We start from the raw sequence: 23972 nt of genomic DNA, 5'->3' as shown, positions 1-23972 counted from the left end.
AACGCACGTTTAGCCCATCCCTACTAGGTTCACCCCATCCATACCAGCTAGCGCGAATGGTCCTTTATGAACTCACCTCGCTGTCACGCGTGCTCTATCCTAGATCTGTGAGATATCCTATAAAATCCAGAAGCGAAAAGAGGCCGTTTCAAATGGCACAGCTTCAATCTGCGATGGTAAAACCGCGCGACAGAAATTTCAATAAAAACACGCAAATCGTCATGTGGGAGTTAACCCGCGCCTGTCAATTGCACTGTGTGCATTGTCGCGCAAAAGCGCAAACCCGTCGCGATCCTGACGAACTCACCACAGATCAAGCAAAACGCGTCATCGATCAAATTGCAGAGATGGATCACCCTCTCATTGTATTTACAGGCGGAGACCCACTCGAGAGACCTGATCTGTTTGATCTGATTGACTATGCGGTGGCAAAGGGGCATCGTGTATCGCTCGCGACAAGTGTGACCCCCAATTTGACGCGAAGTGTCATCCAACGCGCGGTGGCTTCCGGCGTCTCCCAGTTTGCCGTCAGTCTTGACGGCGCAACCAGCCAGACACACGACCGTTTCCGGTCTGTGCACGGATCGTTTAAACAGACGATGAGCGCCCTGCAAAACCTTCAAGAATCCGATTTGTCTGTACAGATCAACACGACGGTTACCGCATGGAATGAAACAGAACTCGAGGGAATCGCCGACATCGCAGAACAGTATCAGATCAATCTATGGAGTCTGTTTTTCTTGATACCCACAGGACGCGGCCGCGCTTCAATGATGCTTGACGCAGAGCAGAATGAACGTGTCCTAAACTGGCTTTCAGAACAATCGAAATTCCGTCCGTTTGCCGTAAAAACCACAGAAGCGCCATTTTATCGGCGCATCCTGAGTCAAAACAGACAGCAACTGACAGGACGAAACATCACCGATGGAGACGGTTTTATTTTTCTGTCGCATACAGGTCATGTCTATCCATCAGGCTTTCTGCCGCTCTCCGTCGGACATGTCACGCGCACATCGCTTGCGACACTGTATCGCGAAAGTCCTTTGCTGCTCTCTTTGCGCAATCGCGAGTTGCGAAAAGGAAAATGCGGCGTCTGCGAATTCAGAGAGATTTGTGGCGGATCGCGCGCACGCGCTTTTGCCGCGACAGGTGATCCGCTTGAGAGCGATCCAGGGTGCAGCTACATCCCTCACATCCTGCGCAAAAGCGACGGAATGAAAGAGTCCCGCACATGAGACGGCCGCGCATTGCAATCATCGGCGGCGGCATCACAGGACTTACCGCCGCCTATCATTTGCGAACATGGAGTAAAGATAATGGCATCCCCATCGAGTGTACCCTCTATGAGGCTTCCTCTCGACTGGGCGGCAAAATTCTAACCATGCAAGACCGTGATTTCACGACAGAACAGGGACCTGATTCGATTTTCACGATGAAAAAAGACGGCGTCGATCTCCTGACGGATTTGGGGATGGCTGATCAAATCATCCATGCGAAAACAGGAAAAACAGCTCTCTTGCGAAACCGCACACTCTATCCCATGCCGCGCGATCTGCACGCGGGAATCCCTGCGAAGTGGTCGTCGATGGCTCTTTCACCTCTTTTGAGTCTACGCGGAAAATTACGTGCTCTTGGCGATTTGGTCTTGCCAAGATCCTCCGAAACGTCTGTTCAGACTCAGTCTCTGGGACGTTTATTGCGCAATCGATTTGGCAACGAGGTTGTCGATCAAATCGCCGCCCCCCTGCTCGCTGGCATCCACGCAGCCGATATTGATCGCATGAGCATTGGGGATGCCGCGCCTGCGATTGCGCAACTGACGCAAAACCACCGCAGCCTCTTACTTGGAGCAAAAAAAAGCAAAAAACGAGGACGTCACATTCCCTCTGCGCACACGTCTTCCCCGTTTATCAGCCTTCAGGGCGGATTGTCAGCGCTTGTGGAAGAACTATTCACAAAGTCCCAGGACGTAGTGCAATATAAAATGGATACGGTCATTGCGAATCTCCGGAGAGAGTCGAATGGCCGTTACACTTTTGTCTGCCAAACCGGTGACACATCTGCGCAAATGGAAGTGGATGCAGTGATCCTTGCGACACCTGCTTACGCGACAGCCGCGATCGTAGAGACATTCACGGGCTTAAGCGACCTGCTTCGCTCCATTCGCTATGCTTCAACGGCGACGGTCATTCTCGGATTCCCGGCAGACACTTTTCCCGGATCAAACGATATGACAGGATTTCTGGTCCCCCGAAGCGAGAGGCTATCCATCACTGCATGCACGATCGTATCTGCAAAATGGCCGACGTTCACCAATCGCAAAACCGTGCTTGTACGCTGCTATGTAGGGAGGGATGGGGAGGAGGATCTTTTAACGAAAAAAGATGAGGAAATCGTGCAAAACGTGGTGGATGACCTTTGCGCGATATGGAATGTAAAGCTCGCCCCTTCGTTTCGCAAGCTTACACGCTGGCCCGTCTCCATGCCGCAGTACGACGTGGGGCACGCAAAACGCGTAGCGCGCGTTGAGCAATTGCTAAACGCCTTTCCAGGAATCGTGCTTGCGGGGTCCGCCTATCGCGGAATGGGAATCCCCGACTGCATCAAAGACGGCAAGCGGGCTGCACAGCACATTATCCATCACGTCACGCAGATGGAATAAACGTGCAGACACCGCCCACTTGCAACGACAGCGCGCACCGTTTAATGCCCTATGCGCGCGCGCGCTGTCGCCAGTTGTTCAAGCACTCGCTCCCGCGCCGTTCCTCCGTGCGACATGCGCGCATTCACGACTGCCTCCGGGGTAAGCTTTGCGAGCACATCGTCGTCAAAGAGTGCGGATTCCCCTCGCAACGCATCAATCGACCAGTCCGTCAACGCGCGCCCCTCGCGAATGCTGACACTCACGATGCGTCCAACCACTTCGTGCGCCTGGCGAAACGGCAACCCTTTGCGCACGAGATAATCTGCCATATCGGTTGCCGCGCTAAAGTCCCCGTCAAGCGCGCGCTTGATGCGCTCACGTTTGATCCCCATCGTCGAGATCATTGCAGGAAATACCGCAAGCAACAGATGCACTGTGTCAATTGCATCAAACACGCCCTCCTTATCTTCCTGAAGGTCCTTGTTATAGGCAAGCGGCAACCCTTTGCACACCGTCAAGAGCCCCGTCAAATGACCGAACACACGCCCCGCCTTGCCGCGCGCGAGTTCCGCCACGTCCGGATTTTTCTTTTGTGGCATGATCGATGAACCTGTCGTAAAGGCGTCATCCAGTTCAATAAACCCAAACTCTGTCGAATTCCACAGAATCAGCTCTTCTGACAGGCGCGACAAATGCACCATAAAAAGAGAGAGCGTAGAGAGTGTCTCCAGAATATAGTCGCGATCGCTCACCGCATCCATGCTGTTTTCATAGATGCGGTCAAACCCGAGTTCTTCCGCCACCGCCGCGCGATCAATTGGAAATGTCGTTCCGGCGAGCGCGCCGGCGCCAAGCGGCAGCGCGTCGATGCGCTTGCGCGCGTCGCGCAAACGCTCACAGTCGCGCTCAAACATCCACACATACGCAAGCAAGTGATGTGCAAAAAGCACCGGCTGTGCGCGCTGCAAATGCGTGTAACCCGGGATAATCACATCAAGGTTCGCCTCCGCGACATCAATCAGCACACGCTCGAAGACGCGAATCTCCTCATGAATCGCATCAACCTGCTCGCGCAGGTACAGATGCATGTCCAAGGCCACTTGATCGTTTCGCGAACGCCCCGTGTGAAGACGTCCACCCGCCTCGCCGATCAACTCTGTCAAGCGGTGTTCGATGTTCATGTGAACATCTTCCAGGTCCTCACGAAATACCATTTCGCCGCGTTCAATCTCAGTGCGCACCGATTGGAGTCCCGCAATGATGCGCTCTGCGTCATCCTGCGCGATGATTCCTTGGCGAAAAAGCATCCGCGCGTGCGCGATACTGCCCGCGATATCGACAAACGCCAGTCGCTTGTCAAAATGGATCGACGCGTTTAGCGCCTGCACCGCAACGTGTGGCGGCTTTTGAAAGCGGCCGCCCCACATCACATTGCTCGATTCGCGCTCTCCACTCATGCCTGCGTTCCTTTCGTCACAGTCGCCTGCAGACGTGTTGGAAGACCGAACAACGAGATAAAACCGACCGCCGCCTTGTGATCAAACTGATCCCCCGCCGCATATGTCGCCAGATTGTGCTGATACAGCGAGTAAGGTGATGCAGAGGCGACCGCCGTGGCGGAACCTTTGTACAGTTTCATGCGAACTGTTCCAGTCACCGTCTGCTGTGTCTCGCGAATAAATGCGTCGACCGCTTTTTTCAGCGGCGAGAACCACAACCCGTTGTACACAATCTCCGCAAACTTCTGTTCCATCGCCGGTTTTGCCTGCGCCACTTCGCGCGTGAGCGTCAAGTACTCCAAAGCCTGGTGCGCCTTGATCAGGGTGATGGCCGCAGGCGCCTCATACACTTCCCGCGATTTGATCCCGACCAGTCGATTTTCCACATGGTCGATCCGACCAACGCCATGCCGTCCCGCCGTCTGATTGAGCGACTCGATCAACTGGACGAGGCCCATGCGAACACCGTTTAACGCAACCGGCACGCCCGCTTCAAACTCAATCTCTACGACTTCTGGCTCATTGGGCGCCTCTAGTGGACTTGTCGTCCAGTCAAACGCCTCTTCCGGCGCTTCCGCAAACGGATCTTCGAGTACGCCTGCCTCACAACTCCGTCCCCACAGGTTCGCGTCAATGCTAAACGGGCTGTCAAGCGTAATCGGGATGGGGATGTTGTGTTTTTTTGCGAATGCGATCTCGTCATCGCGTGTCCAGCCCCACTCGCGCACAGGCGCGATCACAGAGAGCTCTGGTGAGAGCGCGGCGACAGACACGTCAAAGCGCACCTGATCGTTTCCTTTGCCCGTGCAGCCATGCGCCACCGCCTCCGCACCCGCCTCTTTGGCGACCTGCACCAAAAGCTCGGAGATCAGCGGCCGCGAGAGCGCGGCTGAAAGCGGGTAGACCCCTTCATAAAGCGCGTTTGCCATCAGGCTCGGCAGGATGAACTCATACGCAAATTTATCGCGTGCATCGATCATGTGCGATTCCACTGCACCGATCGTGTACGCTTTTTCTTTCACAAACGCCAAATCCTTGCCTTCCCCGACATCCACCGACATCGCCACAACATCATAACCGTACGTCTCGCGCAGCCACGCGATTGCTACAGATGTATCAAGCCCACCCGAATACGCAAGCACAATTTTCTTATTCATCATCATTTCCCCCAATTCATTCAACCCGTTTGAGCATAAAGGCTCAATACATTCCGCCGAGCAGCGCAATCAAAACCGCTTTTTGCGCGTGTAGGCGATTTTCCGCCTGATCAAAAATAACCGATTGCGATCCATCAATGACCTCTTTGGCAACTTCTTCACCGCGGTGCGCCGGCAAACAGTGCAGGAAAATCGCATCGCGTCGCGCGCTTGCCATCAGTTCCTGATTGACTTGATACGGTGCGAAGGCGATCTGCCGAGACGCTGCCTCTTGCTCTTGGCCCATGCTTGCCCACACGTCTGTATATACCACATCCGCGTCCTTGACTGCAGCGTGCGGGTCTGTGGTTACGACAACCTCAGACTGCCAGCGCTTTGCCTGTTCTTTTGCGAATTGCACAGACTCCTCTTGCGGGAAGAATTCTGCAGGACTCGCGATGCGCACATTCATCCCGACCAGCGCCGCCGCCTGAAGCAGCGAGTTTGCCATATTGTTCCCGTCGCCGACATAGGCGAGTGTCACGCCGCGAAGTGCGCCTTTGGATTCCTGAATCGTCTGCAGATCTGCGAGCACCTGGCACGGGTGATGATCATCTGTCAGGCCATTGATCACAGGCACCGTTGCGTACGCCGCAAGGGTCTTTACCGTCTCGTGCGCAAACGTCCGCACCATGAGTCCTGAAACATAGCGCGACAGCACCTGCGCCGTGTCTTCAAGCGGTTCCCCGCGCCCGATCTGTGTCGCGCTGTTAGAAAGGAATAGCGCGTGTCCACCCAGTTCATACATTCCAACCTCAAACGAAACGCGCGTGCGCGTCGAGGCCTTCTCAAAAATCATGCCGAGCGTCTTTCCTTGCAGGTACGGCGTGAGAATCCCGTCCGCGCGCTCCTTTTTGACGTCACTGGCAATCCCTAGAAGCAACTCGATTTCACTCGTCTGATAATCGCTAAAGTCGAGAAAATCCCGTCCATAGAGCGGTTGTTTTAGATTGTTTTCAAGCACAGCCATCGTCACGCCTCCACCTCCTGAAGTGCTTCAGCAATCATCGCGACGGCGCGCTCCACATCGGCTGCCGACACAATCAAAGGCGGCAATAAGCGAAGCGTGTTCGCCCCGGCCGTAAGAACAAGAAGTCCGCGCTTGCGACAGGCGGCGACCAGATCCCCCGCAATCGGTGTCGCAAACTCAATTCCCCACATCAGCCCCATGCCGCGCACATCGACAATCTCTGTGCGCCGCGCGGCCAGTGCACAAAGCGCGCTGTAAAGTTGCTGGCCGCGCCGTGTCACCGTATCCAAAAATCCGTCTTCAAGCACTACGTCAAGCACGGCGAGCGCCGCGCTTGCAGCCACAGGATTGCCGCCAAACGTTGAGCCGTGCGTACCCGGCGCAAAAGCCGCCGCGACGCGCTCTGTCGCAAGCATTGCCCCCATCGGCAATCCGCCAGCCAAAGACTTTGCCATCGTGACAATGTCCGGTTTGACGCCAACCTGTTGCCAAGCCAGCCACGAACCTGTACGGCCGACGCCTGTTTGCACCTCGTCAAAGATGAGCAGCAATCCGCGCGCATCGCAAAACGCGCGCAACTCGTTTAGAAAGGAAACGGGTACCGGGCGAACCCCGCCTTCACCCTGAATTGGTTCGATCATGATCGCGCAGGTTTTTTCTGTCACACGCTCAAGCACCGATTTCATCGTGAAAGAATCCACGTATTTAAACCCGTTTGGAAGCGGTCCAAACCCTTCTTGGTACTTCGGCTGCGCCGTCGCCGTGACCGTGGCGATTGTGCGCCCGTGAAACGAGTTCTGGAACGTCAAAATCTCGCCTTTGTGTGCGCCGTGCGCTTGCTTGCTATAGCGGCGCGCGAGTTTGATCGCCGCCTCATTGGCCTCAGCGCCTGAGTTGCTAAAAAATACGCGGTCCATTCCCGCCGCCGCTGCAAGTCTTGCGGCAAGGTGCGCCTGTGGCTCCGTGAGATAGAGGTTTGACATGTGCCAAAGTGTCTGGATCTGGTGTGTTGCCGCCGCCACGAGCGCCGGGTGACAGTGTCCTAAACCGCAAACCGCAATGCCGCTTGTAAAATCGAGGTAACGCGTACCGTGATCGTCATAGACGTGCACCCCTTCGCCGCGAACGATCGTAAGCGGTTGGCGGGCATACGTGCCCATCACCGCTGTTTCATCGTCATGTTTCGCGTGTGTTTGTTGGACCGGAAGTGTCTTCGCTTGTGTCTCTTGCATTTCATGTCCTCCTCCCAATAGTCATGCCGTCAGTACGGTTCCAATCGCTTCTCCGGAGAGCAAACGCGCAAGCAACCCTTCCGTTCGACCGTCGCAGATGGCCACACGCGCCGCACCTTGGCAAAGCGCAGACACCGCAGCTTCAAGTTTCGGAATCATTCCGCCTGTCGCGACGCCTGTTTCAATCAACGCATAGGCATCTGCGATCGTGAGTTTAGGGATCGGTTTCTCTGCGTCCGGACTTTCTTTGACACCCGCCACATCTGTCGTAAAAATAAACCAGTCTGCGCGAAGCGCCCCTGCAACGGCCGCCGCCGCCGCATCCGCGTTCACATTCCTCAACTGTCCGTTTTCCTCAAGTCCAAGCGGCGCAAGCACAGGCAGGAATCCCGCCTGCAAAAGTGTTTCAAGTAGTTTCGTGTTGACGCGCTGCACATCTCCCACAAAGCCGAGTCCCTCTTCGACACTTGGGATCGCTGTCAGCAGGCCACCGTCTTCGCCAGAGATACCAACCGCGTTTGCGCCTGCCGCTTGCAGCGCGCGCACGATGCGCTTGTTGACCGTTCCCGCCAAAACCGCCTCGGCCACCGTGAGCGTCCGCTCATCTGTCACGCGCCTGCCGCGCAAAAAGGTCGACGCCACACCGCTTTGCTTTAGCGCCTCCGTGATGGCCGGACCGCCCCCGTGAACCAGCGCGACACGCATGGCTTGCGCCCACGTGGCGACCTCTTTGAGCAGGCGTGCGCCTGCCGCTTCAACACTGCCTCCGTGTTTTATGACCATCGTCTTTTGCATCGTCATCTACTTTGATCCTCCGTCAGACCGCTGGCACAAACCATAGCCCTTCTTGCTCGTTTACACCTGTCATCACATTCAAATTTTGAATCGCCTGCCCCGCTGCACCTTTGATGAGGTTGTCAAGCGCGCTTAGGACGACTGCCGTCTGCGTTCGCGGATCAAGATACACGCCGATGCTGACGCGATTCGTGCCGTTTACCCACTTGAGTTGTGGCGATACGCCGTACGGCAGCACATCGACAAAAGGCTCGCCTTCATAGCGCGCGCAAAACAAATCGCGTAGAGCTTCCCCTGACATTTCTTCCTTCAATTTCACATACGCTGTGCAAAGAATGCCTCGTTTGATCGGCAAAAGGTGTGTCGCGAGAAGCACTTGCACAGATTCATCGAACCCCGTCTGCCTTCGTCTCGCCTCGCGAAGCGTCATCTCAATCTCCGGCGTGTGTTGGTGCCGGCCTAGCTTATACGCAAAAAAATTCTCATCTGCTTCTACATAGTGAGTCGTCGCCGTCGGTTTTTTTCCGGCGCCGGAGACCCCCGATTTTGCATCAATAAGAATCTGCGAGGATTCCGCCACATCGCGCTCAAAAAGGGGCAAAAGCGCAAGCTCTGCACACGTTGCATAGCATCCTGGATTCGCGATGAGCGATGCTTTTGCAATGGCTGCGCGGTTCCACTCTGTAAGCCCGTAAATCGCATCGGCATACGCGTCACTCAGCGATTCCGCTTTATACCAGGATTCATAGGCGTCACGCGGCAGTCGATGATCGCCACTCAGGTCGATCACGGATTTCCCCTGCGCCAAAAGTTCCGGCGCCACGCGCATCGCTTCACCATGCGGCAGCGCGAGAATCACAACCTCTGCCTCCGTGACCGCATCACGCAGCGAAAGCAAACGCAGACGTCCTACGGCAAATCCGCGAAATCCCGGAACTGCCTCTTCAAGCATGAGTCCAGCCTGCGTTTCCGAAGAAATCCCAACAATCGTTACATCCGTTCTCGGCGCCAACAAGCGAATCGCTTCGATGCCGCTATACCCGGTTGCCCCACAGATCGCGATACGCATGTGGTCACCTCCTTTATCTTCGATTATTATACATCTATGTGCATAAAATTTCAATATGCGTGTACAGAAATAGAGGATTCGCAACAGAATGTCCATATTCGTGTGGAATTTAAGGTAATATGAAAGGCTGGTTGATCCGTGGAGCCACCGCGTGGGGAACGAAAAATGAAATGCGAAAAGGCGGGAACTATTTCGCGCCAAACATCGCAGCGCGCCTTGAGTTGCTGTGCGGGCGCGCTGCGAGAGACGAACGATCGGTTGGGGATAAGGGGTGTGCAGATCAACAAACTGCGCTCACCGTATCACACGGTTGCAGTTACGTTAACGCACAAAACTGACGCCGATGACGATCAAGACAAACGTGAGGATATAGCCGATCAACTGTGTGCGCTCTGGGCGTTTTTCCTTGATCATCGTGTGGACCACTACGAGAACGAGCACCATCGTGATCGGATGGAGAATGCCGATCCCGCTGAGCGGCTTTAACACGTACGCGATGATGCCAAGCAAGACCTGAATATCGACGAGTGTCGACAACAGGCGGCTGAAGCTGCGACCGTGGCGCTTTTGCGTAATGCGAACGATATTCCAAATCATCAGGACGAGCGAGACGAGAAGAAGCGCGACACCCACCACAATATGTAATGTTACCAAGAGATTCCACCCTTTCTCTCCATAGCGTACAACCGTTAGGCATCCGGGTCAAATCCCTCTCATCACGCCTCCAACACGCACCTCATCTTGTCGAAGCAGGATTGAAGAATCTCAATGTGAGTACAAAAAACGTGCACGCCGCCGATTTCCTCGGTGCGGCGCACACGCCTCTCGCTGTGTCAAAAAGGTTAGACGTGGCGCACGATCTCTTGTGCGCCGCGCGTTTTCAACACCTCGCGACTCCCCTTATCGCGAAACGCTTCTTTCTCTTTCACTGCAAGTTCGCCCTCCGGGATCCCTTGCGCCTGCGACTTTGATGCGAGAATGGATAAATGCATGGTGGATGGTTCATCCGCCTTGCGATCTGTCTTGTGATCCAACCCATCGCCTCCTTATGGCTCATCGGCTACAAAATCCACTGTACGCCAAAAAGCTCATCACACTACACCTCAGCCATGCCCCACTTCCTGAGCTGTAGCGCAAATCCTCAGCGTGCCGTGTATGGCGGCTGCGCACTGCGCATCTGCGTGGCAATCGCGACGACCCGCTGGCCGTACTCATAGGCGATCTGCATCTCTCCGGGTGTCGGTTGACCTACCGCCATATCCAGATCCACCGCTGTCTCAACCACTGCCGCCGCGCCATATGGACACCCAAAACGGATACGCTCCGGCGTAAACGCCCCCGTGTTAGGGACGACGATCATGCCGTGGTGCATCATCGCGTCGATCAAGGTGTGCAGCACCGTCTCTAGACCTCCGTGCATCGTGGATGTCGTGGCAAACACCCCACCCACTTTGCCCTGTAGACCACCCGCCATCCAGATTCCGCCAAGCCGCTCGAACAGGTGAACCATCTTCAGATTCGGCCCGCCAAAATAGCTGGAAGTTCCCCAAAACATCGCGTCCGCCGCTACCAGATGATCCGGCCCACACTGCTCTGCCGGGAGTACAGTTACATGCGACCCTGCCGCGTGCGCGCCTTGCGCGATGGCATTTGCCAGCGTCTCTGTATGCCCAGACGCGCTCGCGTGAACAACCACTGTCTGCATCGCGTGCCTCCCTTCAGACCGCACACCATCACCTTTTGTACGGATTCCCCCATAGTATGCCCGTCCCTTTCGATTCCATCATCGACGCAAACCCAGATCCGTGCGCACGTGCTTGCCTGAAAACGAGACGCGCTCCATGCCGCCATAGGCAATCGCGCGGGCGTCCAAAAGCGTCAGTCCACGCCCGACGACATTGAGGACACGTCCGCCGTTTGTCCGCACAGAGCCATCGTCGGCAAGCGCCGTTCCGGCGTGAAGCACATACGCGCCTGCCGCCTCCATGTCGGCAAGTCCCTCAATCAAGTCTCCCTTGCGATACGCTCCAGGATACCCTTGCGCCGTCGCGACCACGCACACCACCGCATCGCTTGCAAAGCCCAGCGGATGCTCTGCCACTCTGTTTTCTGTGACAGCCTCCATCACCGTCAGCAGGTCATCCTGAAGGAGCTCCAGCGCCACCTGTGTCTCCGGGTCGCCAAATCGTGCGTTGAACTCAATCACATAAGGCGTCTGAGCGACCACCATCAAACCTGCAAACAGCACCCCCTGATACGAGATGCCTTCTGCCGCAAGCTGTTTATGGATCTTTGCAAAAATCTCTTTTTCAATCGTCGCCGACAACGCGTCACTTGCGATGGCAACTGGCGAGACCGTTCCCATGCCGCCTGTGTTCGGTCCGCGATCTCCGTCATTCACCGCCTTGTGATCCTGAATCAGCGGCATCGCGCGAAACCCGCTTTCATCCACAAAGGCAAGCGCTGACACCTCAACGCCGACCAAAAACTGCTCAAGCACAACCGTGCCCCCCGCATCACCAAACGCGCGCTCAAGAAACGCAGCGTGAAGCGCTCGCTCTGCCTCTTCTTCTGTCTGCGCCACGGTGACGCCTTTGCCCGCTGCGAGACCATCCGCCTTCACAACGATCGGCGCGCCTTCTCGCGCAAGCACCGCCATCCCCTCTTCATAGGATGTGACCACGTGGTAGCGCGGCGTAGGGATGCCTGCTCGCTCCATGATCCCTTTTGCGTACGCCTTGCTGCTCTCAAGTTGCGCACCTGCCTGACCCGGCCCAAACACCCGGCGCCCGAGCGCACGCAGGCGATCAGCCAGTCCAAGCGCAAGCGGAACCTCAGGTCCGACGATCGTAAAATCGATCGCGTTTTGAACGACCCACGCCGTGATGCCATCCACATCATCGACGGCAAGCGGTACACACGTCGCATACTCGGCAATCCCAGGGTTGCCAGGCGCTGCATACAGCGTAAGCGCTGCATTGACCGTCTCTCCCTGCAGGCTCTTCTTTGGCACACTACGATCACGCGCAATTTTGCGAACGATCGCATGTTCGCGCCCGCCACTCCCGATAACCAATACCTTCATTCTCGGTGACCCCCTTATTCATCGAAAAAAGCCCGAACCGGGAAAGCCCCGATTCGAGCCATGTTGCTGCCCTCAGTGGCGAAAATGGCGAATTCCCGTGAACACCATGGCGATACCGCGCTCATTCGCGAGATCAATGCTCGCTTGATCTTTGATCGAGCCACCCGGCTGAATGATCGCGCTAACCGAAGCTTCAGCCGCTGCCTCCACCGTATCTGGCATCGGGAAAAAGGCGTCTGATGCGAGCACGGCGCCGCGCGCGCGATCACCTGCCTGTTCAATCGCGATGCGAGCCGCCCCCACGCGGTTCATCTGTCCCGCGCCGACGCCGATTGTCTGTGCGTCCTTGACAAGAACAATTGCGTTGCTCTTTACGTGCTTCACAATCTTCCAGGCAAAAAGCAGGTCTGCCCACTCTTTTTCACTCGGTTGACGCGTCGTCACGACGCGCAGATCTGCATCCGTCAGTTTGCGCGAGTCGCGATCCTGAACCAAGAGTCCACCGTATACAGCGCGCAGATCAATCCCTTCGTTCTTGCGCTCCGCCATATCCAGTTCAAGAACGCGCACGTTCTTTTTCTTCGCGAGAAGTTGCAACGCTTCAGCAGTATAGGATGGAGCAATCACAATCTCCAAGAACAGCTCCACGAGTTGGCTCGCCGTCGCCTCATCCACTTCCCGGTTGCAGGCGACAATCCCGCCAAAAATGGACACAGGGTCCGCCTCATAGGCACGCGCAAACGCTTCAGCCGTCGTGGCGCCTGTCCCGACACCGCAGGGGTTCATATGCTTGACAGCCACCACCGTCGGCTCGTCAAACTCCGCCAAGAGATCGAGCGCAGCCCCTGCATCCTGGATATTGTTAAAGGAGAGTTCCTTTCCTTGCCGTTGCACCGCGCTTGCAAGCGATCCTGCCGGCACACCCGGTGCGCGATAAAACGCAGCCTGTTGGTGCGGATTCTCACCATAGCGCAGCGGCTGCTGCAATTCATATGAAAACGTAACCGATTCCGGGTTCGCGACGCCTGCCTTCTCGGTCAGATACTGCGCGATGCGCGCGTCGTATGCCGCCGTGTGACGAAACACCTTTGCGCAAAGCGCAAAGCGCTCCTCTTCCGTAACCTCGGTCCCGGACGCAAGGCGTTCGATCAAAAAGCCGTAGTCCGCCGGGTCGACGACTGTGACGACAAAGCGATAGTTTTTTGCCGCCGCGCGAAGCATGCTCGGCCCGCCGATGTCGATCTGCTCCACCGCTTCTGCCAAATGAACATTCGGATTCTCAATTGTTTTTGCAAACGGATAAAGGTTTACGATCACATAGTCAATCAGTCCGATCTGGTGTGCGCGTGCAGCCTCCATGTGGCCCGGGTCATCACGCAGCGCGAGAAGACCCCCGTGGATCAACGGATGCAGCGTCTTGACGCGTCCATCCATCATCTCCGGAAACTTTGTCACTTCCGCCACTTCCGTGACAGGCACGCCTGCCGCCGCCAACGCGCGATACGTCCCGCCCGTCGAGACGACTTCCACACCCTGCGCGACGAGCGCCTGCGCCAACGGAATGATTCCTTCTTTATCTGAAACGCTAATCAGTGCCCGACTCATCGTGAATGCTCCTTTATCTTTTATCGACCGCAAAACTCTGATAATAACACAAGATCGCGCACGACGGCTGGCAGTAGCCAATGCTCCACCTGCTGGATTCGCGCCTGCAGCGTCGCGCGGTCATCCCCTGCAAAAATCGGGATGCGCACCTGCTGCAGAATCTCCCCGCCATCAAGCGACGCGTCGACACGGTGCACCGTGACGCCTGTGTACGGTGAGCCGTCACAAAGCGCCTGCCCAATCGCGTCGAGTCCCTTGTGGGCAGGCAGGTAGGAGGGATGGATGTTGATCATCGGGACAGACGCCAAGAGTGTCTGCCCCACAATGCGCATGTAACCCGCGAGCACGGCAAACGCGATTGAGCGCTCGCTCATCACCCGGTGCGCCATCTGCTCAAACGCGTCGCGCCCGCCTGCCTCTTTGTGCGTTTGCGCATAGACTGGAATACCCCGTTCTTTAGCGATGGTCACAGCGCCGCACCCCGGTTTGTCGCTGACAAGCAGTGCCACGTCGACTGACCCAAGGGCGCCGCACTGCGCCGCTTCCACAAGCCGCGCAAAGTTGGTTCCCTCTCCTGACGCAAACACCGCGATGTTGACACGCGCGCGCGCCGAATCGCTCATTCGCTCAGCCCCTCAAGCCGCACACCTGAGAACCCTGCCTCCACACTGCCGATCACATACGCCGTCTCACCGCACGCTGCAAGCGTCTCGAGCGCATCGTCAAGCTCAGCGTTTGTCACGATGACCACAAAACCAATCCCCATGTTCCACGTCCGATAGCGCGTCGGCACATCGATCTCGCGCAAACTCAGCAGGTACTCAATCACAGGCGGAACAGGAAACGTAGAAACGTCGATCACGCAGCCAAACGGCTCCGGGATCGTGCGCGGCACATTCTCAAGAAGTCCGCCCCCCGTGATGTGCGCCATGCCGAGGATGTCTACGCGCTGTGCAAGTTTCTTTATCGCCGAGACGTAGATGCGCGTCGGCTCAAGCAGCGCGTCGGCGAGTGGCACTGTGAGCGGTTGTGGCGTGCTCTGAAGTGACACCCCTGCGTCGCGCACAAGCATCCGCGCGAGCGAATAGCCATTGGAGTGAAGCCAGATGACGCAAGTCCGATCAAGACGTCTCCCGGTCGAATACGCCGCCCGTCAACGACCCGCGATCGCTCGACGACACCCACGGTGAAGCCGGCCAGATCGTACTCGCCCGCGCCATACATTCCCGGCATCTCCGCCGTCTCGCCGCCAATAAGTGACGCGCCCGCCTGCTCACAGCCCGTCGCAATCCCCGCCACCACTTGTTCCGCCACGTCGGGTAAAAGCTTGCCCGTCGCAAAGTAGTCGAGAAAAAACAGCGGTTCTGCACCCATTGCCAAAATGTCGTTGACGCACATGGCCACCGCGTCGATTCCGATCGTGTCATGGCGCCCTGTCTCAAACGCCAGTTTCAGTTTGGTCCCCACACCATCCGTTCCCGAAACAAGCACAGGCTCCTGATATGCGCTTGCCTTGAGAAGAAAGCCCGCGCCAAAGCCGCCGATTCCCGACAACACCTCAGGCCTGCGCGTGCGCTCCGTGTGCTGTTTGATGCGTCTTACCAACTCATTTCCCGCATCGATGTCCACGCCCGCCTCGCGGTACAGATCGCGCGGCACAAACGCGTCTCTCTTTTGTTCGGTCACACTTTAACCTGCCTTTCCAAAGCGCGCTTGTTCGTCTGGTACACTTCCGTCGGATAGAGTCCCGTGAAACAGGCATTACAAAACCCGTGCGGCTTTCCGCGTTCGACGCCAAACGCCGAGAGCATCGCGTCTTCCGTCAAAAACGCCAGACTGTCTGCCCCGATAAAGTCGCGAATCTCATCGACTGATTTTTGCGACGCGATCAGTTCCTCACGCGCCGACGTATCGATCCCGTAAAAACACGAGTGCTTGACCGGAGGCGACGAGATGCGCACGTGAACCTCTGTGGCTCCCGCCTCCCGCAGCAGCGTGACAAGCCGCGCGCTCGTCGTTCCGCGCACCAGCGAGTCATCCACCATCACCACGCGCTTTTGATCCACGATCTTGCGCACGGCGCTCAGCTTCAGGCGCACGCCAAGATTGCGCAACTCCTGCGAAGGCTGGATAAATGTGCGCCCGCTGTACTTGTTTTTAATAAGCCCAATCTCATACGGTGTGTGTGACTCTTCCGCAAAGCCGATCGCCGCCGAAATGGAGCTGTCCGGCACGCCGATTACGACATCCGCCTCAACCGGCGCCTCGCGTGCGAGAATTTTCCCCAGGTGCTTGCGCACCATGTGGACGTTGTACCCGTCGATGTCGCTGTCCGGGCGCGCAAAATAAATATACTCAAACGTGCACAGCGCTTTTCGCGAGGCGTCGGCAAATCGCTCCGTGTGAAGCCCCTCAGACGTGATCACTATCATCTCGCCTGGCTCCACATCGCGTAAAAATGTCGCGCCCACCGTGTCAAACGCGCACGTCTCCGACGCCACCACATAGGCGTCTCCAAGGCGTCCAAGGGCCATCGGGCGCAACCCCTGCGGATCGCGCATGGCGATCAGCGCGTCGTCGACCAGGATGACAAATGCGTACCCGCCCTTGATCATCGCCATGCTGTCGCGCACATTCTCAATCACCGTCGGATAGCCGCCGCGCGCAATCAGATGTGCAACCACTTCCGTATCGCTTGTCGACTGAAAGATGCTGCCCTGGCGCTCAAGCCTGTCGCGAATCGTCATGGCGTTTACAAGATTCCCGTTGTGTGCGAGCGCCATATTCCCTTGATGGTAGGAAAAGACGAGCGGTTGGGCGTTTGCCAACCGACTGTCCCCGGTCGTCGAGTAGCGGACGTGACCGACTGCCGCGTGACCGCGCAGACCCTTCAGGCGATCGCCGCCAAACACCTCTGTGACAAGCCCCATGCCGCGATGGCTGTGCATCGTCATCTCGTCAATGCTTGCGATCCCCGCGCTCTCCTGACCGCGGTGCTGCAGTGCGTATAGTCCGTAATACGTCAGTTGAGCCGCTTCCGGATGCCCCCAAATGCCAAAGACGCCACACTCTTCGTGCATGCGGTCCATCATCAGTTCATCCACGATGCAATCGCCCCCCGCCATGCGTCGCGCAGCGCCGAAACCTCCGCGTCGATCGCTGTCTTCTCGTTCAGCGTGATGTGAAAGCGATCCGTCTCTGTGACGTCGCCAAGCGGAAGAAGGGAAACAGAAAACGACGACACAAGCTCTTTCAGGCGTTTTTCTTGTCCTGCGCAAACCTGCACGAGGATGCGGCTTGGCGACTCCCCAAACAGCAGCGCCTCCTGCTCGTCATCTGCGGCGACCGAAACCGCCACAGCGATACCGACATCGCCCTGCACGCACGACTCGGCGAGCGCTACTGCGAGACCGCCATCCGAGACGTCATGCGCCGCTGCGAGCACACCCGCCTCGGCAAGCGTCAGGCACGCGTCTTGCACCGTTTTTTCTGCATCCAGGTCAAACGCGGGAAGCTGATACGAAAGCGCCTCGTCCGGTCGCTTCATGGCAAGGTATGCCGAGCCGCCGAGACCGTCGCGAATCGACTGCCCTTTTGGCGCAAGCAGATACACGGCGCCTTCGCCGCGCTTGAACGCACTCGTGACAAGCCGCTCCGCCTGTTCGAGTAGACCGACCATCCCGATGATCGGCGTTGGGTAGATGTCTTGGCCCCCGGTTTCGTTGTAAAACGAGACATTGCCGCTGATCACAGGCGTTCCGAGACGCTCGCACGCCTCGCTCATGCCGTCGATTGACTCGCGGAATTGATAAAAAATCTCCGGCTTCTCTGGGTTTCCGTAATTGAGACAATCCGTCACCGCAAGTGGACGAGCACCTGTGCACACGATGTTTCGCGCCGCTTCAGCCACCGCCATGGCACCGCCTTGGCGCGGATTGAGATAGACATATTTGCCATTGCCATCCGCCGAAGTCGCGATCGCCTTTTGCGAATCGGGGATGCCGATGACCGCCGCGTCGGCACCGGGACGAACGAGCGTTTCCGTGCGCACCATCGTGTCGTACTGGCGATACACCCACTCCTTGCTCGCAATCGTCGGTTCCGCGACGAGCGCCAGCAGCGTCTCGGTCATATCGCCCTGCGCCGAAAGCCGCACAGGCGCAACACGTAGCTGATCAAGATATGCCGGGCGCACTGCGGGCCGATCAAGCACGGGCGCCTCGTCCACCAGCGCCTTGATTGGCAGTTCCGCCGCGACACGCTCTCCTTCCGTGATGCGAAGATATCCGTCGTCCGTCACGCGCCCAATCACCGTCGCCTCAAGGCCCCACTTCGCGAAGATCTCCTCGGCGATTGCCGATTCGCCCTCTTTCATGACGACGAGCATTCGCTCCTGCGACTCAGACAGCATGATCTCATACGGGCTCATGCCCGTTTCGCGGCACGGCACGCGCGACACATCAAGCGTCAGACCGCTGCCTGCGCGGCTCGCCATTTCTGCGGATGATGATGTGAGTCCCGCCGCACCCATATCCTGAATCCCGACGACGCGCCCTGTCGCGATCAGCTCGAGGCACGCTTCAAGAAGAAGTTTTTCCATAAACGGATCGCCCACCTGAACGGCAGACCGCTCTTTTTCGTTCGGGTCTTGCGCCGACGCAAACGTCGCGCCGTGAATGCCGTCGCGCCCTGTCTTTGCGCCGACGACAAGCACCGGGTTACCGACACCGCTGGCGTGGCCTGTCGCGATTTGATCGTGCGTCATGAGCCCAATGCACATGGCGTTGACGAGCGGGTTTTCTGCATAGCGCGCGTCAAACACCACCTCACCGCCCACCGTCGGGATGCCGATGCAGTTGCCGTAAAATGCGATCCCTTCAACCGCGTGCGAGAACAAGTAGCGCGTGCGCGCCTGATCGAGTGTGCCAAAGCGCAAACTGTTGAGCAGCGCAATCGGCCGCGCACCCATCGTAAACACGTCGCGAATGATCCCGCCGACACCGGTTGCCGCGCCCTGGTACGGTTCGACCGCCGTCGGGTGGTTGTGGCTCTCCATTTTAAAGGAAACCGCGAGATTGTCCCCGATGTCGATAATCCCCGCGTTTTCGCCTGGGCCTTGCAAGACGTGCGACCCTTTAGTCGGGAAACGGCGCAGGTGCTTGCGCGAGCTTTTGTAACTGCAGTGCTCTGACCACATGACGCTAAAGACGCCCGTCTCTGTATAGTTTGGAAGACGCCCCAGGCGCGTGCAGATGCGCGCGTACTCATCGTCTGTCAGCCCAAATTTCACATACATCCGCTGATCGCGAATCTCTTGCTCCGTTGGTTCACGACGCATGGCCATCCCTCCAACTCGTCAGGATGGAGCGAAACAGCGAAATCCCGTCTGTCGATCCGAGACGTTCGCTCACTGCGCGCTCAGGGTGTGGCATCATCCCGAGCACATTGCCGCGCTCATTGATGACACCGGCGATATTTGCGACAGACCCGTTCGGGCTCTGTTCACTCGCATAGCGAAACACGATCTGTTGGTTTTCTTCTAAACGTTTTAGCATCTCATCATCGACATAATAATTGCCTTCACCGTGTGCGATCGGAATCGTCACGCGCGATTTTTCATACGCGCGCGTAAAATTCGTCGCGCCATTGACCACTTCTAATTCCACCATGTCACAGCGAAACTGGCGATGGTCATTGCGGCGCAGCGCCCCCGGAAGCAGCCCCGCCTCCGTCAAAATCTGAAACCCGTTGCAGATGCCAAGGACGTACGCGCCACGCTCTGCCGCTGCCACGGTCGCGTGCATCGCTTTTGAAAACCGGGCGATGGCTCCTGCGCGAAGGTAGTCGCCGTACGAAAAGCCCCCCGGCACGATGATCAGGTCGTACGCGCTCAGATCCACCGTCTCATGCCACACCAGATCCGCCTTTAAAGAGAGCGTGCTCGCCACCGCTTTGACCGCATCCTGATCGCAGTTGCTTCCCGGAAATTGAAGAACGGCGCAGTTCATTCGCGCACCTCCGCGAGTGTAAACGAATAGGTTTCAATCACAGGGTTTGTAAGAAGCTGCTCGCACATGCGCGAAACCTGTGTGCGCGCCGCCTGTTCGTCTTGCGCTTGAAACGCCACTTCCATATATTTTCCGATACGCACATCACTCACAGAAGAAAACGATAAACTGTGCAGCGCGTGAACGACGGCGCTGCCTTGTGGATCAAGCACGCTCTCTTTGAGCGTCACGCGAATGCTTGCAATAAAATTCACGCTTGGACCCCCTTAATTCTGCGCAGAATTTCCTGGTACGCTTCCATCACGCCGCCCAAATCGCGGCGAAAGCGGTCTTTGTCGAGCTTTTCTTCTGTAGACGTGTCCCAGAAGCGGCACGTGTCGGGAGATATTTCATCTGCCAAGATGAGTGTTCCATCTTGCGTCAAACCAAATTCAAACTTCGCATCAACCAACTCAATCCCTGCCTTGTGAAGGTTTGTGCGCAACACCTGATTGATCTTTTGGGCCTGCGTCTCAAGTGATGCGAGAATCTCCGGCGTCGCAACGCCGAGCACGCGAATGTGTGCCTCTGTGACAAGCGGATCGCCGAGGTCGTCGTTTTTGTAGTACCACTCGACAAACGGCTCTGTGAGCGTGACGCCCTCCGCGATGCCAAGGCGCTTTGCGAGACTTCCCGCCACGCGGTTGCGAACGACAACCTCAAGCGGCACAATCTCGACCCGGCGCACAAGCATCTCGCGATCGGACAGTGTGCGGATATAGTGCGAAGCGATCCCAGCCTGCTTGAGCCACTCAAAGATGATCGTGCTGATCGCGAGATTCAAAACACCTTTTCCTTCAAGAGACGCGTGTTTCGCGCCATTAAACGCGGTGGCGTCATCCTTGTATTCAACGATGACCGTTTCAGGCGAATGGATCACTTCATATACGCGTTTTGCTTTGCCTTCATAGATCATGTGGCCTTTTTCCACGCGACTTCCTCCTAGGTGCGCGACGGAATGCTCCGTCGGCTGATCGTTTCTTCATGACGCATTGCGAGACGAAAGACTGCGTGGGTGGCGTCTGCCGCCTCACGCGCAGTCTATCTTCCATTTCTAAGAAGCCGACATTTTCTAAAGAAGTCCGAGCCGCGCAAAGATCGTGTCAACATGAATCAGGTGGTGACGCTCGTCAAAGCACGCGTCGAGTTCCTCTGCCAAGAGATGCTTTGTGACGAGGTCTGTCTCTTCAAGCAGGCCGCGAAACGAACGCTGTTCTTCCCACGCCCGCATGGCCATCGCCTGCACCACGTCGTACGCCTCTTCGCGCGTCACGCCTTTTTCAATGAGCGCAAGCAACACGCGCTGTGAGAAGATGAGCCCAAAGGTGCGGCCCATGTTGCGCTTCATGTTCTCGGGGAACACCGTCAGATTCGCGATGATCCGATCCATCTTTGTAAGCATGTAGTGCAGCAAAATCGTCGAGTCAGGCAGAATGATTCGCTCGACAGAGGAGTGTGAGATGTCTCTTTCATGCCACAGCGTGACACTTTCGTATGCGGCCGTCATATTGCCGCGCAAAACCCGCGCGAGTCCTGAGATCTGTTCGCAGGTCACTGGATTGCGCTTGTGAGGCATCGCCGATGAACCTTTTTGCCCAGAGTAAAACGGCTCTTCGACTTCGCGAATCTCTGTTTTTTGCAGGCCGCGGATCTCCGTTGCGATCTTCTCAAGGCTCGATCCGATCAAGGCAAGCGTCGCCATGTACTCTGCGTGGCGGTCGCGCTGCAAGGTTTGCGTCGAAATGGGGGCGGGTTTTAGGCCTAGGATGTCACAGACCGTCTCCTCGACGCGCGGGTCAATGTTCGCATAGGTTCCAACGGCACCCGACAGTTTACCGTAGCGCACCCCTTCTGACGCGTGGTCAAAGCGCTCAAGGTTGCGCACCATCTCGGCGTAGTAGAGCGCGAGTTTCAGTCCAAACGTGGTCGGCTCTGCGTGCACACCGTGCGTGCGCCCCATCATCACCGTATCTTTGTAGCGGACAGCCTGCTCGCGCAGCGTTCCGATAAACCCTTGCAGCTTGTCGCGCAAAAGGCGGTTCGCGCGCTTCAACTGCACGCCAAGCGCCGTGTCGACAACGTCCGTGCTGGTAAGCCCGTAGTGCACCCACTTGCGCTCAGGACCGAGCGTTTCTGACACTTGCCGCGTAAACGCCACGACGTCGTGGCGTGTCATTTCTTCGATTTCAAGGGCCCGCTCCACATCCACGCGCGCTCGTTCGCGGATCAGCCGCGCATCCTCCTCAGGGATCACGCCGAGTTTCGCCCACGCCTCACACGCCGCGATCTCCACGTCAAGCCACGCCTGATAGCGACTCTCAAGCGTCCAAATCTCGCCCATTTCAGGGAGCGTATAGCGTTCGATCATCTTTTTTATCCCTCACTCTTTACGTTGCTTTTATGATTAATGTTGCCCGATAAACACACGATTCACTTGCTCTTGTAGTCTAGCAAGCAGGCGTTGACGGGTCAACCCAAACACGAACATTACCACAAATTTGTTACACGATCGTTCGGATTATGAAAACAAACTTTGGCATGAAAGTTTGGCATGATCGATGAAGTTGCCATCTCTCATCACACGACACTGCCATTCCAGCGTGTGTTTATGCACCCGCGAAGAGGCAACACGACAAATAACCCAATAGCCTTGCTCGGCCTGGGTTTGTCACAAAGATATTGACCGACGCTCACTTGTAAGCGCACCGTTTTTGCTTCACAAAATCATCGGGTTCTCATAATCCACGCATCCCTTGTGGGATGCAACGATGTTGATGTGCGACATCTCGCTCATCATCCTATGGGATGGAAAGAAGACCGTCACCCACATGCGACGTCAGTCAAGACACAGTGGGATTTGAATAATATGACCAGGTTTTTTTCCGAGTCGCCCTGGAATCATTGGCCCATGAATCGCCAACGACAACGGCTTCTCCAGCAACTCATTTGCTGTAAACAAAAGAAGCATCCTGAGATGGGAAGCAGATTGTCTTTCTACTCATCGACGATACATGGTGTATGAAGAATACAAGGACGTGCGTAGTACGTCGCATCCGAAACGAGTACCTTGGTAATCACGTCTGTTACGTGTATCAGCAGGCGATTGACATAAAATCGCTCGTCAAGGTACTAAATGCGCTGTTTTTATTCGCCTGACATTAATCCAAAAATCAGTCACGCTACCCGTATGCCCGTTTCGGATAGCCTAGTTCATTTTGAAAGAACCGAGATTAGAAGTTGAAAGTGGTATAAAGATCTTGTTGTTGCCCCCCGAATCGAAGTTCTTCCTCCGTCTTAAAATACAGATTTCCTTGCTCATCTGCGTAATGCTCAACGCCTTTCAGCATCACAGCTGTCGTCACCCCCTTAGTACGCTTGTGGGACGATGTATTGCCCGTGCTCAACGCATTTCGGCATCACAGCTGTCGTCACATTGGTACGGACTTGCCCATAGAGATGCATCTGCCGGTGCTCAACGCCTTTCGGCATCACAGCTGTCGTCACTATCACTTGGTGGACGGGAGCACGATCCATCCCGCCCCTTGCGAAGCTGCCGCTCTAAGTCCTCCATGCTTGGCGTTCGCAGTGCGAACCCAGCCAACAAAACAGTAAAAATCACAGACGAAGGAATCTGAGGCTGTCTTCGTCCATCTCGCGCATGCTTGATCATTTGAGACAATCCGTATATTCTAGAAGAGTACTGGATGAACTCCCGTACCCACTGTTTCGTCACAGTGGCATCGCCTCCTTAGGATGGACCCTTTGGAGGCTTTTCGCGTTGCGTACTGCCGATTCCTGCCGGTTTCCAGTAGAAATTATATTTTTCGTAT

General features: G+C 56.5%; 21 protein-coding genes and 1 pseudogene. 3 read left to right on the top strand and 19 right to left on the bottom strand.

What is annotated here, in order from left to right:
* Positions 1–152: 152 nt before the first annotated feature.
* Both ATW55_RS10855 and hemG read left to right on the top strand, forming a co-directional pair.
* Positions 153–1235, top strand: a complete 1083-nt coding sequence (locus tag ATW55_RS10855) for a radical SAM protein (protein ID WP_235587095.1) — start codon at positions 153–155, stop codon at positions 1233–1235.
* Positions 1232–2662, top strand: a complete 1431-nt coding sequence (gene hemG, locus ATW55_RS10850; RefSeq protein ID WP_067717212.1) for a protoporphyrinogen oxidase — start codon at positions 1232–1234, stop codon at positions 2660–2662. Before ATW55_RS10855 ends, hemG begins: the two co-directional genes overlap by 4 nt.
* A gap of 41 nt (positions 2663–2703) precedes the next feature.
* Here hemG and argH read toward each other — a convergent pair whose 3' ends face one another.
* The 6 genes from argH to argC are packed head-to-tail and all read right to left on the bottom strand — an operon-like array spanning position 2704 to position 9405.
* Entirely contained in the window at positions 2704–4101 is a 1398-nt protein-coding gene (gene argH, locus ATW55_RS10845; protein ID WP_067717209.1) for an argininosuccinate lyase, read from the bottom strand.
* Complete coding sequence (locus ATW55_RS10840) at positions 4098–5303, bottom strand: argininosuccinate synthase (RefSeq protein ID WP_067717373.1); 1206 nt, start codon at positions 5301–5303, stop codon at positions 4098–4100. The genes argH and ATW55_RS10840 overlap by 4 nt, the downstream gene beginning before the upstream one ends.
* A gap of 40 nt (positions 5304–5343) precedes the next feature.
* Entirely contained in the window at positions 5344–6309 is a 966-nt protein-coding gene (gene argF / locus ATW55_RS10835; RefSeq protein ID WP_067717371.1) for an ornithine carbamoyltransferase, read from the bottom strand.
* A 2-nt stretch (positions 6310–6311) separates the two neighbouring features.
* Positions 6312–7541, bottom strand: coding sequence for an acetylornithine transaminase (locus ATW55_RS10830; protein ID WP_153005128.1), 1230 nt, complete (start codon positions 7539–7541; stop codon positions 6312–6314).
* A 21-nt stretch (positions 7542–7562) separates the two neighbouring features.
* Positions 7563–8342, bottom strand: coding sequence for an acetylglutamate kinase (gene argB, locus ATW55_RS10825; RefSeq protein ID WP_067717206.1), 780 nt, complete (start codon positions 8340–8342; stop codon positions 7563–7565).
* A gap of 16 nt (positions 8343–8358) precedes the next feature.
* Positions 8359–9405 carry an N-acetyl-gamma-glutamyl-phosphate reductase gene (argC, locus tag ATW55_RS10820; RefSeq protein WP_067717203.1) on the bottom strand — a complete coding sequence of 349 codons (1047 nt, stop codon included), beginning with the start codon at positions 9403–9405 and terminating at the stop codon, positions 8359–8361.
* 119 nt (positions 9406–9524) lie between these two features.
* Between argC and ATW55_RS16145 the strand changes: the two genes are divergently transcribed.
* Positions 9525–9743 (top strand): hypothetical protein, encoded by a 219-nt coding sequence (locus ATW55_RS16145; RefSeq protein WP_067717199.1) that lies wholly within the window; start codon positions 9525–9527, stop codon positions 9741–9743.
* Here the strand turns inward: ATW55_RS16145 and ATW55_RS10810 are convergent.
* The 13 genes and pseudogenes from ATW55_RS10810 to purB form a co-directional block, all read right to left on the bottom strand.
* Positions 9727–10059, bottom strand: a complete 333-nt coding sequence (locus ATW55_RS10810; RefSeq protein WP_067717196.1) for a hypothetical protein — start codon at positions 10057–10059, stop codon at positions 9727–9729. The two genes, ATW55_RS16145 and ATW55_RS10810, sit on opposite strands and share 17 nt — an antisense overlap.
* Positions 10060–10247: 188 nt before the next feature.
* On the bottom strand, positions 10248–10439 hold the full coding sequence (locus tag ATW55_RS10805) for a hypothetical protein (RefSeq protein WP_067717193.1): 192 nt from the start codon (positions 10437–10439) through the stop codon (positions 10248–10250).
* Positions 10440–10546: 107 nt separating this feature from the next.
* A complete protein-coding gene (locus ATW55_RS10800; RefSeq protein ID WP_067717188.1) occupies positions 10547–11110 on the bottom strand; it encodes an NAD(P)H-dependent oxidoreductase in 564 nt (187 codons plus the stop codon).
* A gap of 78 nt (positions 11111–11188) precedes the next feature.
* Entirely contained in the window at positions 11189–12490 is a 1302-nt protein-coding gene (gene purD, locus ATW55_RS10795) for a phosphoribosylamine--glycine ligase (RefSeq protein WP_067717184.1), read from the bottom strand.
* A 72-nt stretch (positions 12491–12562) separates the two neighbouring features.
* A complete protein-coding gene (purH, locus tag ATW55_RS10790) occupies positions 12563–14095 on the bottom strand; it encodes a bifunctional phosphoribosylaminoimidazolecarboxamide formyltransferase/IMP cyclohydrolase (RefSeq protein WP_067717179.1) in 1533 nt (510 codons plus the stop codon).
* Between the two features lie 20 nt (positions 14096–14115).
* A complete protein-coding gene (gene purN / locus ATW55_RS10785; RefSeq protein WP_067717175.1) occupies positions 14116–14718 on the bottom strand; it encodes a phosphoribosylglycinamide formyltransferase in 603 nt (200 codons plus the stop codon).
* Positions 14715–15754: pseudogene (purM, locus tag ATW55_RS10780) on the bottom strand (phosphoribosylformylglycinamidine cyclo-ligase). Before purM ends, purN begins: the two are co-directional and overlap by 4 nt.
* Positions 15755–15777: 23 nt before the next feature.
* A complete protein-coding gene (gene purF / locus ATW55_RS10775) occupies positions 15778–17202 on the bottom strand; it encodes an amidophosphoribosyltransferase (protein WP_067717366.1) in 1425 nt (474 codons plus the stop codon).
* Positions 17187–19439: a phosphoribosylformylglycinamidine synthase subunit PurL gene (gene purL / locus ATW55_RS10770; RefSeq protein WP_067717173.1), complete on the bottom strand. Its 2253-nt coding sequence runs from the start codon at positions 19437–19439 to the stop codon at positions 17187–17189. The genes purF and purL overlap by 16 nt, the downstream gene beginning before the upstream one ends.
* Positions 19423–20103 carry a phosphoribosylformylglycinamidine synthase subunit PurQ gene (purQ, locus tag ATW55_RS10765; RefSeq protein WP_067717169.1) on the bottom strand — a complete coding sequence of 227 codons (681 nt, stop codon included), beginning with the start codon at positions 20101–20103 and terminating at the stop codon, positions 19423–19425. Before purQ ends, purL begins: the two co-directional genes overlap by 17 nt.
* Positions 20100–20348, bottom strand: a complete 249-nt coding sequence (gene purS, locus ATW55_RS10760; protein WP_201024970.1) for a phosphoribosylformylglycinamidine synthase subunit PurS — start codon at positions 20346–20348, stop codon at positions 20100–20102. Before purS ends, purQ begins: the two co-directional genes overlap by 4 nt.
* Positions 20349–20353: 5 nt before the next feature.
* Positions 20354–21073: a phosphoribosylaminoimidazolesuccinocarboxamide synthase gene (gene purC / locus ATW55_RS10755; RefSeq protein ID WP_067717163.1), complete on the bottom strand. Its 720-nt coding sequence runs from the start codon at positions 21071–21073 to the stop codon at positions 20354–20356.
* 141 nt (positions 21074–21214) lie between these two features.
* Positions 21215–22510, bottom strand: a complete 1296-nt coding sequence (gene purB, locus ATW55_RS10750; RefSeq protein WP_067717160.1) for an adenylosuccinate lyase — start codon at positions 22508–22510, stop codon at positions 21215–21217.
* Positions 22511–23972: the final 1462 nt, after the last annotated feature.

Origin of the sequence: Ferroacidibacillus organovorans, from assembly GCF_001516615.1 — a bacterium.
In the GTDB taxonomy this organism is placed as follows: Bacteria; Bacillota; Bacilli; order Alicyclobacillales; family SLC66; genus Ferroacidibacillus; species Ferroacidibacillus ferrooxidans_B.
Note: the sequence above shows the minus strand (reverse complement) of the source record. Positions and strands in the feature narration are given on the sequence as shown.

What these genes read in the sequence shown, in the direction of transcription:
- ATW55_RS10855 (WP_235587095.1), top strand. Translation starts at nt 153, where the DNA reads ATGGCACAGCTTCAATCTGCGATGGTAAAACCGCGCGACAGAAATTTC.
- hemG (WP_067717212.1), top strand. Translation starts at nt 1,232, where the DNA reads ATGAGACGGCCGCGCATTGCAATCATCGGCGGCGGCATCACAGGACTT.
- argH (WP_067717209.1), bottom strand. Translation starts at nt 4,101, where the DNA reads ATGAGTGGAGAGCGCGAATCGAGCAATGTGATGTGGGGCGGCCGCTTT.
- ATW55_RS10840 (WP_067717373.1), bottom strand. Translation starts at nt 5,303, where the DNA reads ATGATGAATAAGAAAATTGTGCTTGCGTATTCGGGTGGGCTTGATACA.
- argF (WP_067717371.1), bottom strand. Translation starts at nt 6,309, where the DNA reads ATGGCTGTGCTTGAAAACAATCTAAAACAACCGCTCTATGGACGGGAT.
- ATW55_RS10830 (WP_153005128.1), bottom strand. Translation starts at nt 7,541, where the DNA reads ATGCAAGAGACACAAGCGAAGACACTTCCGGTCCAACAAACACACGCG.
- argB (WP_067717206.1), bottom strand. Translation starts at nt 8,342, where the DNA reads ATGACGATGCAAAAGACGATGGTCATAAAACACGGAGGCAGTGTTGAA.
- argC (WP_067717203.1), bottom strand. Translation starts at nt 9,405, where the DNA reads ATGCGTATCGCGATCTGTGGGGCAACCGGGTATAGCGGCATCGAAGCG.
- ATW55_RS16145 (WP_067717199.1), top strand. Translation starts at nt 9,525, where the DNA reads ATGAAAGGCTGGTTGATCCGTGGAGCCACCGCGTGGGGAACGAAAAAT.
- ATW55_RS10800 (WP_067717188.1), bottom strand. Translation starts at nt 11,110, where the DNA reads ATGCAGACAGTGGTTGTTCACGCGAGCGCGTCTGGGCATACAGAGACG.
- purD (WP_067717184.1), bottom strand. Translation starts at nt 12,490, where the DNA reads ATGAAGGTATTGGTTATCGGGAGTGGCGGGCGCGAACATGCGATCGTT.
- purH (WP_067717179.1), bottom strand. Translation starts at nt 14,095, where the DNA reads ATGAGTCGGGCACTGATTAGCGTTTCAGATAAAGAAGGAATCATTCCG.
- purN (WP_067717175.1), bottom strand. Translation starts at nt 14,718, where the DNA reads ATGAGCGATTCGGCGCGCGCGCGTGTCAACATCGCGGTGTTTGCGTCA.
- purL (WP_067717173.1), bottom strand. Translation starts at nt 19,439, where the DNA reads ATGGCCATGCGTCGTGAACCAACGGAGCAAGAGATTCGCGATCAGCGG.
- purQ (WP_067717169.1), bottom strand. Translation starts at nt 20,103, where the DNA reads ATGAACTGCGCCGTTCTTCAATTTCCGGGAAGCAACTGCGATCAGGAT.
- purB (WP_067717160.1), bottom strand. Translation starts at nt 22,510, where the DNA reads ATGATCGAACGCTATACGCTCCCTGAAATGGGCGAGATTTGGACGCTT.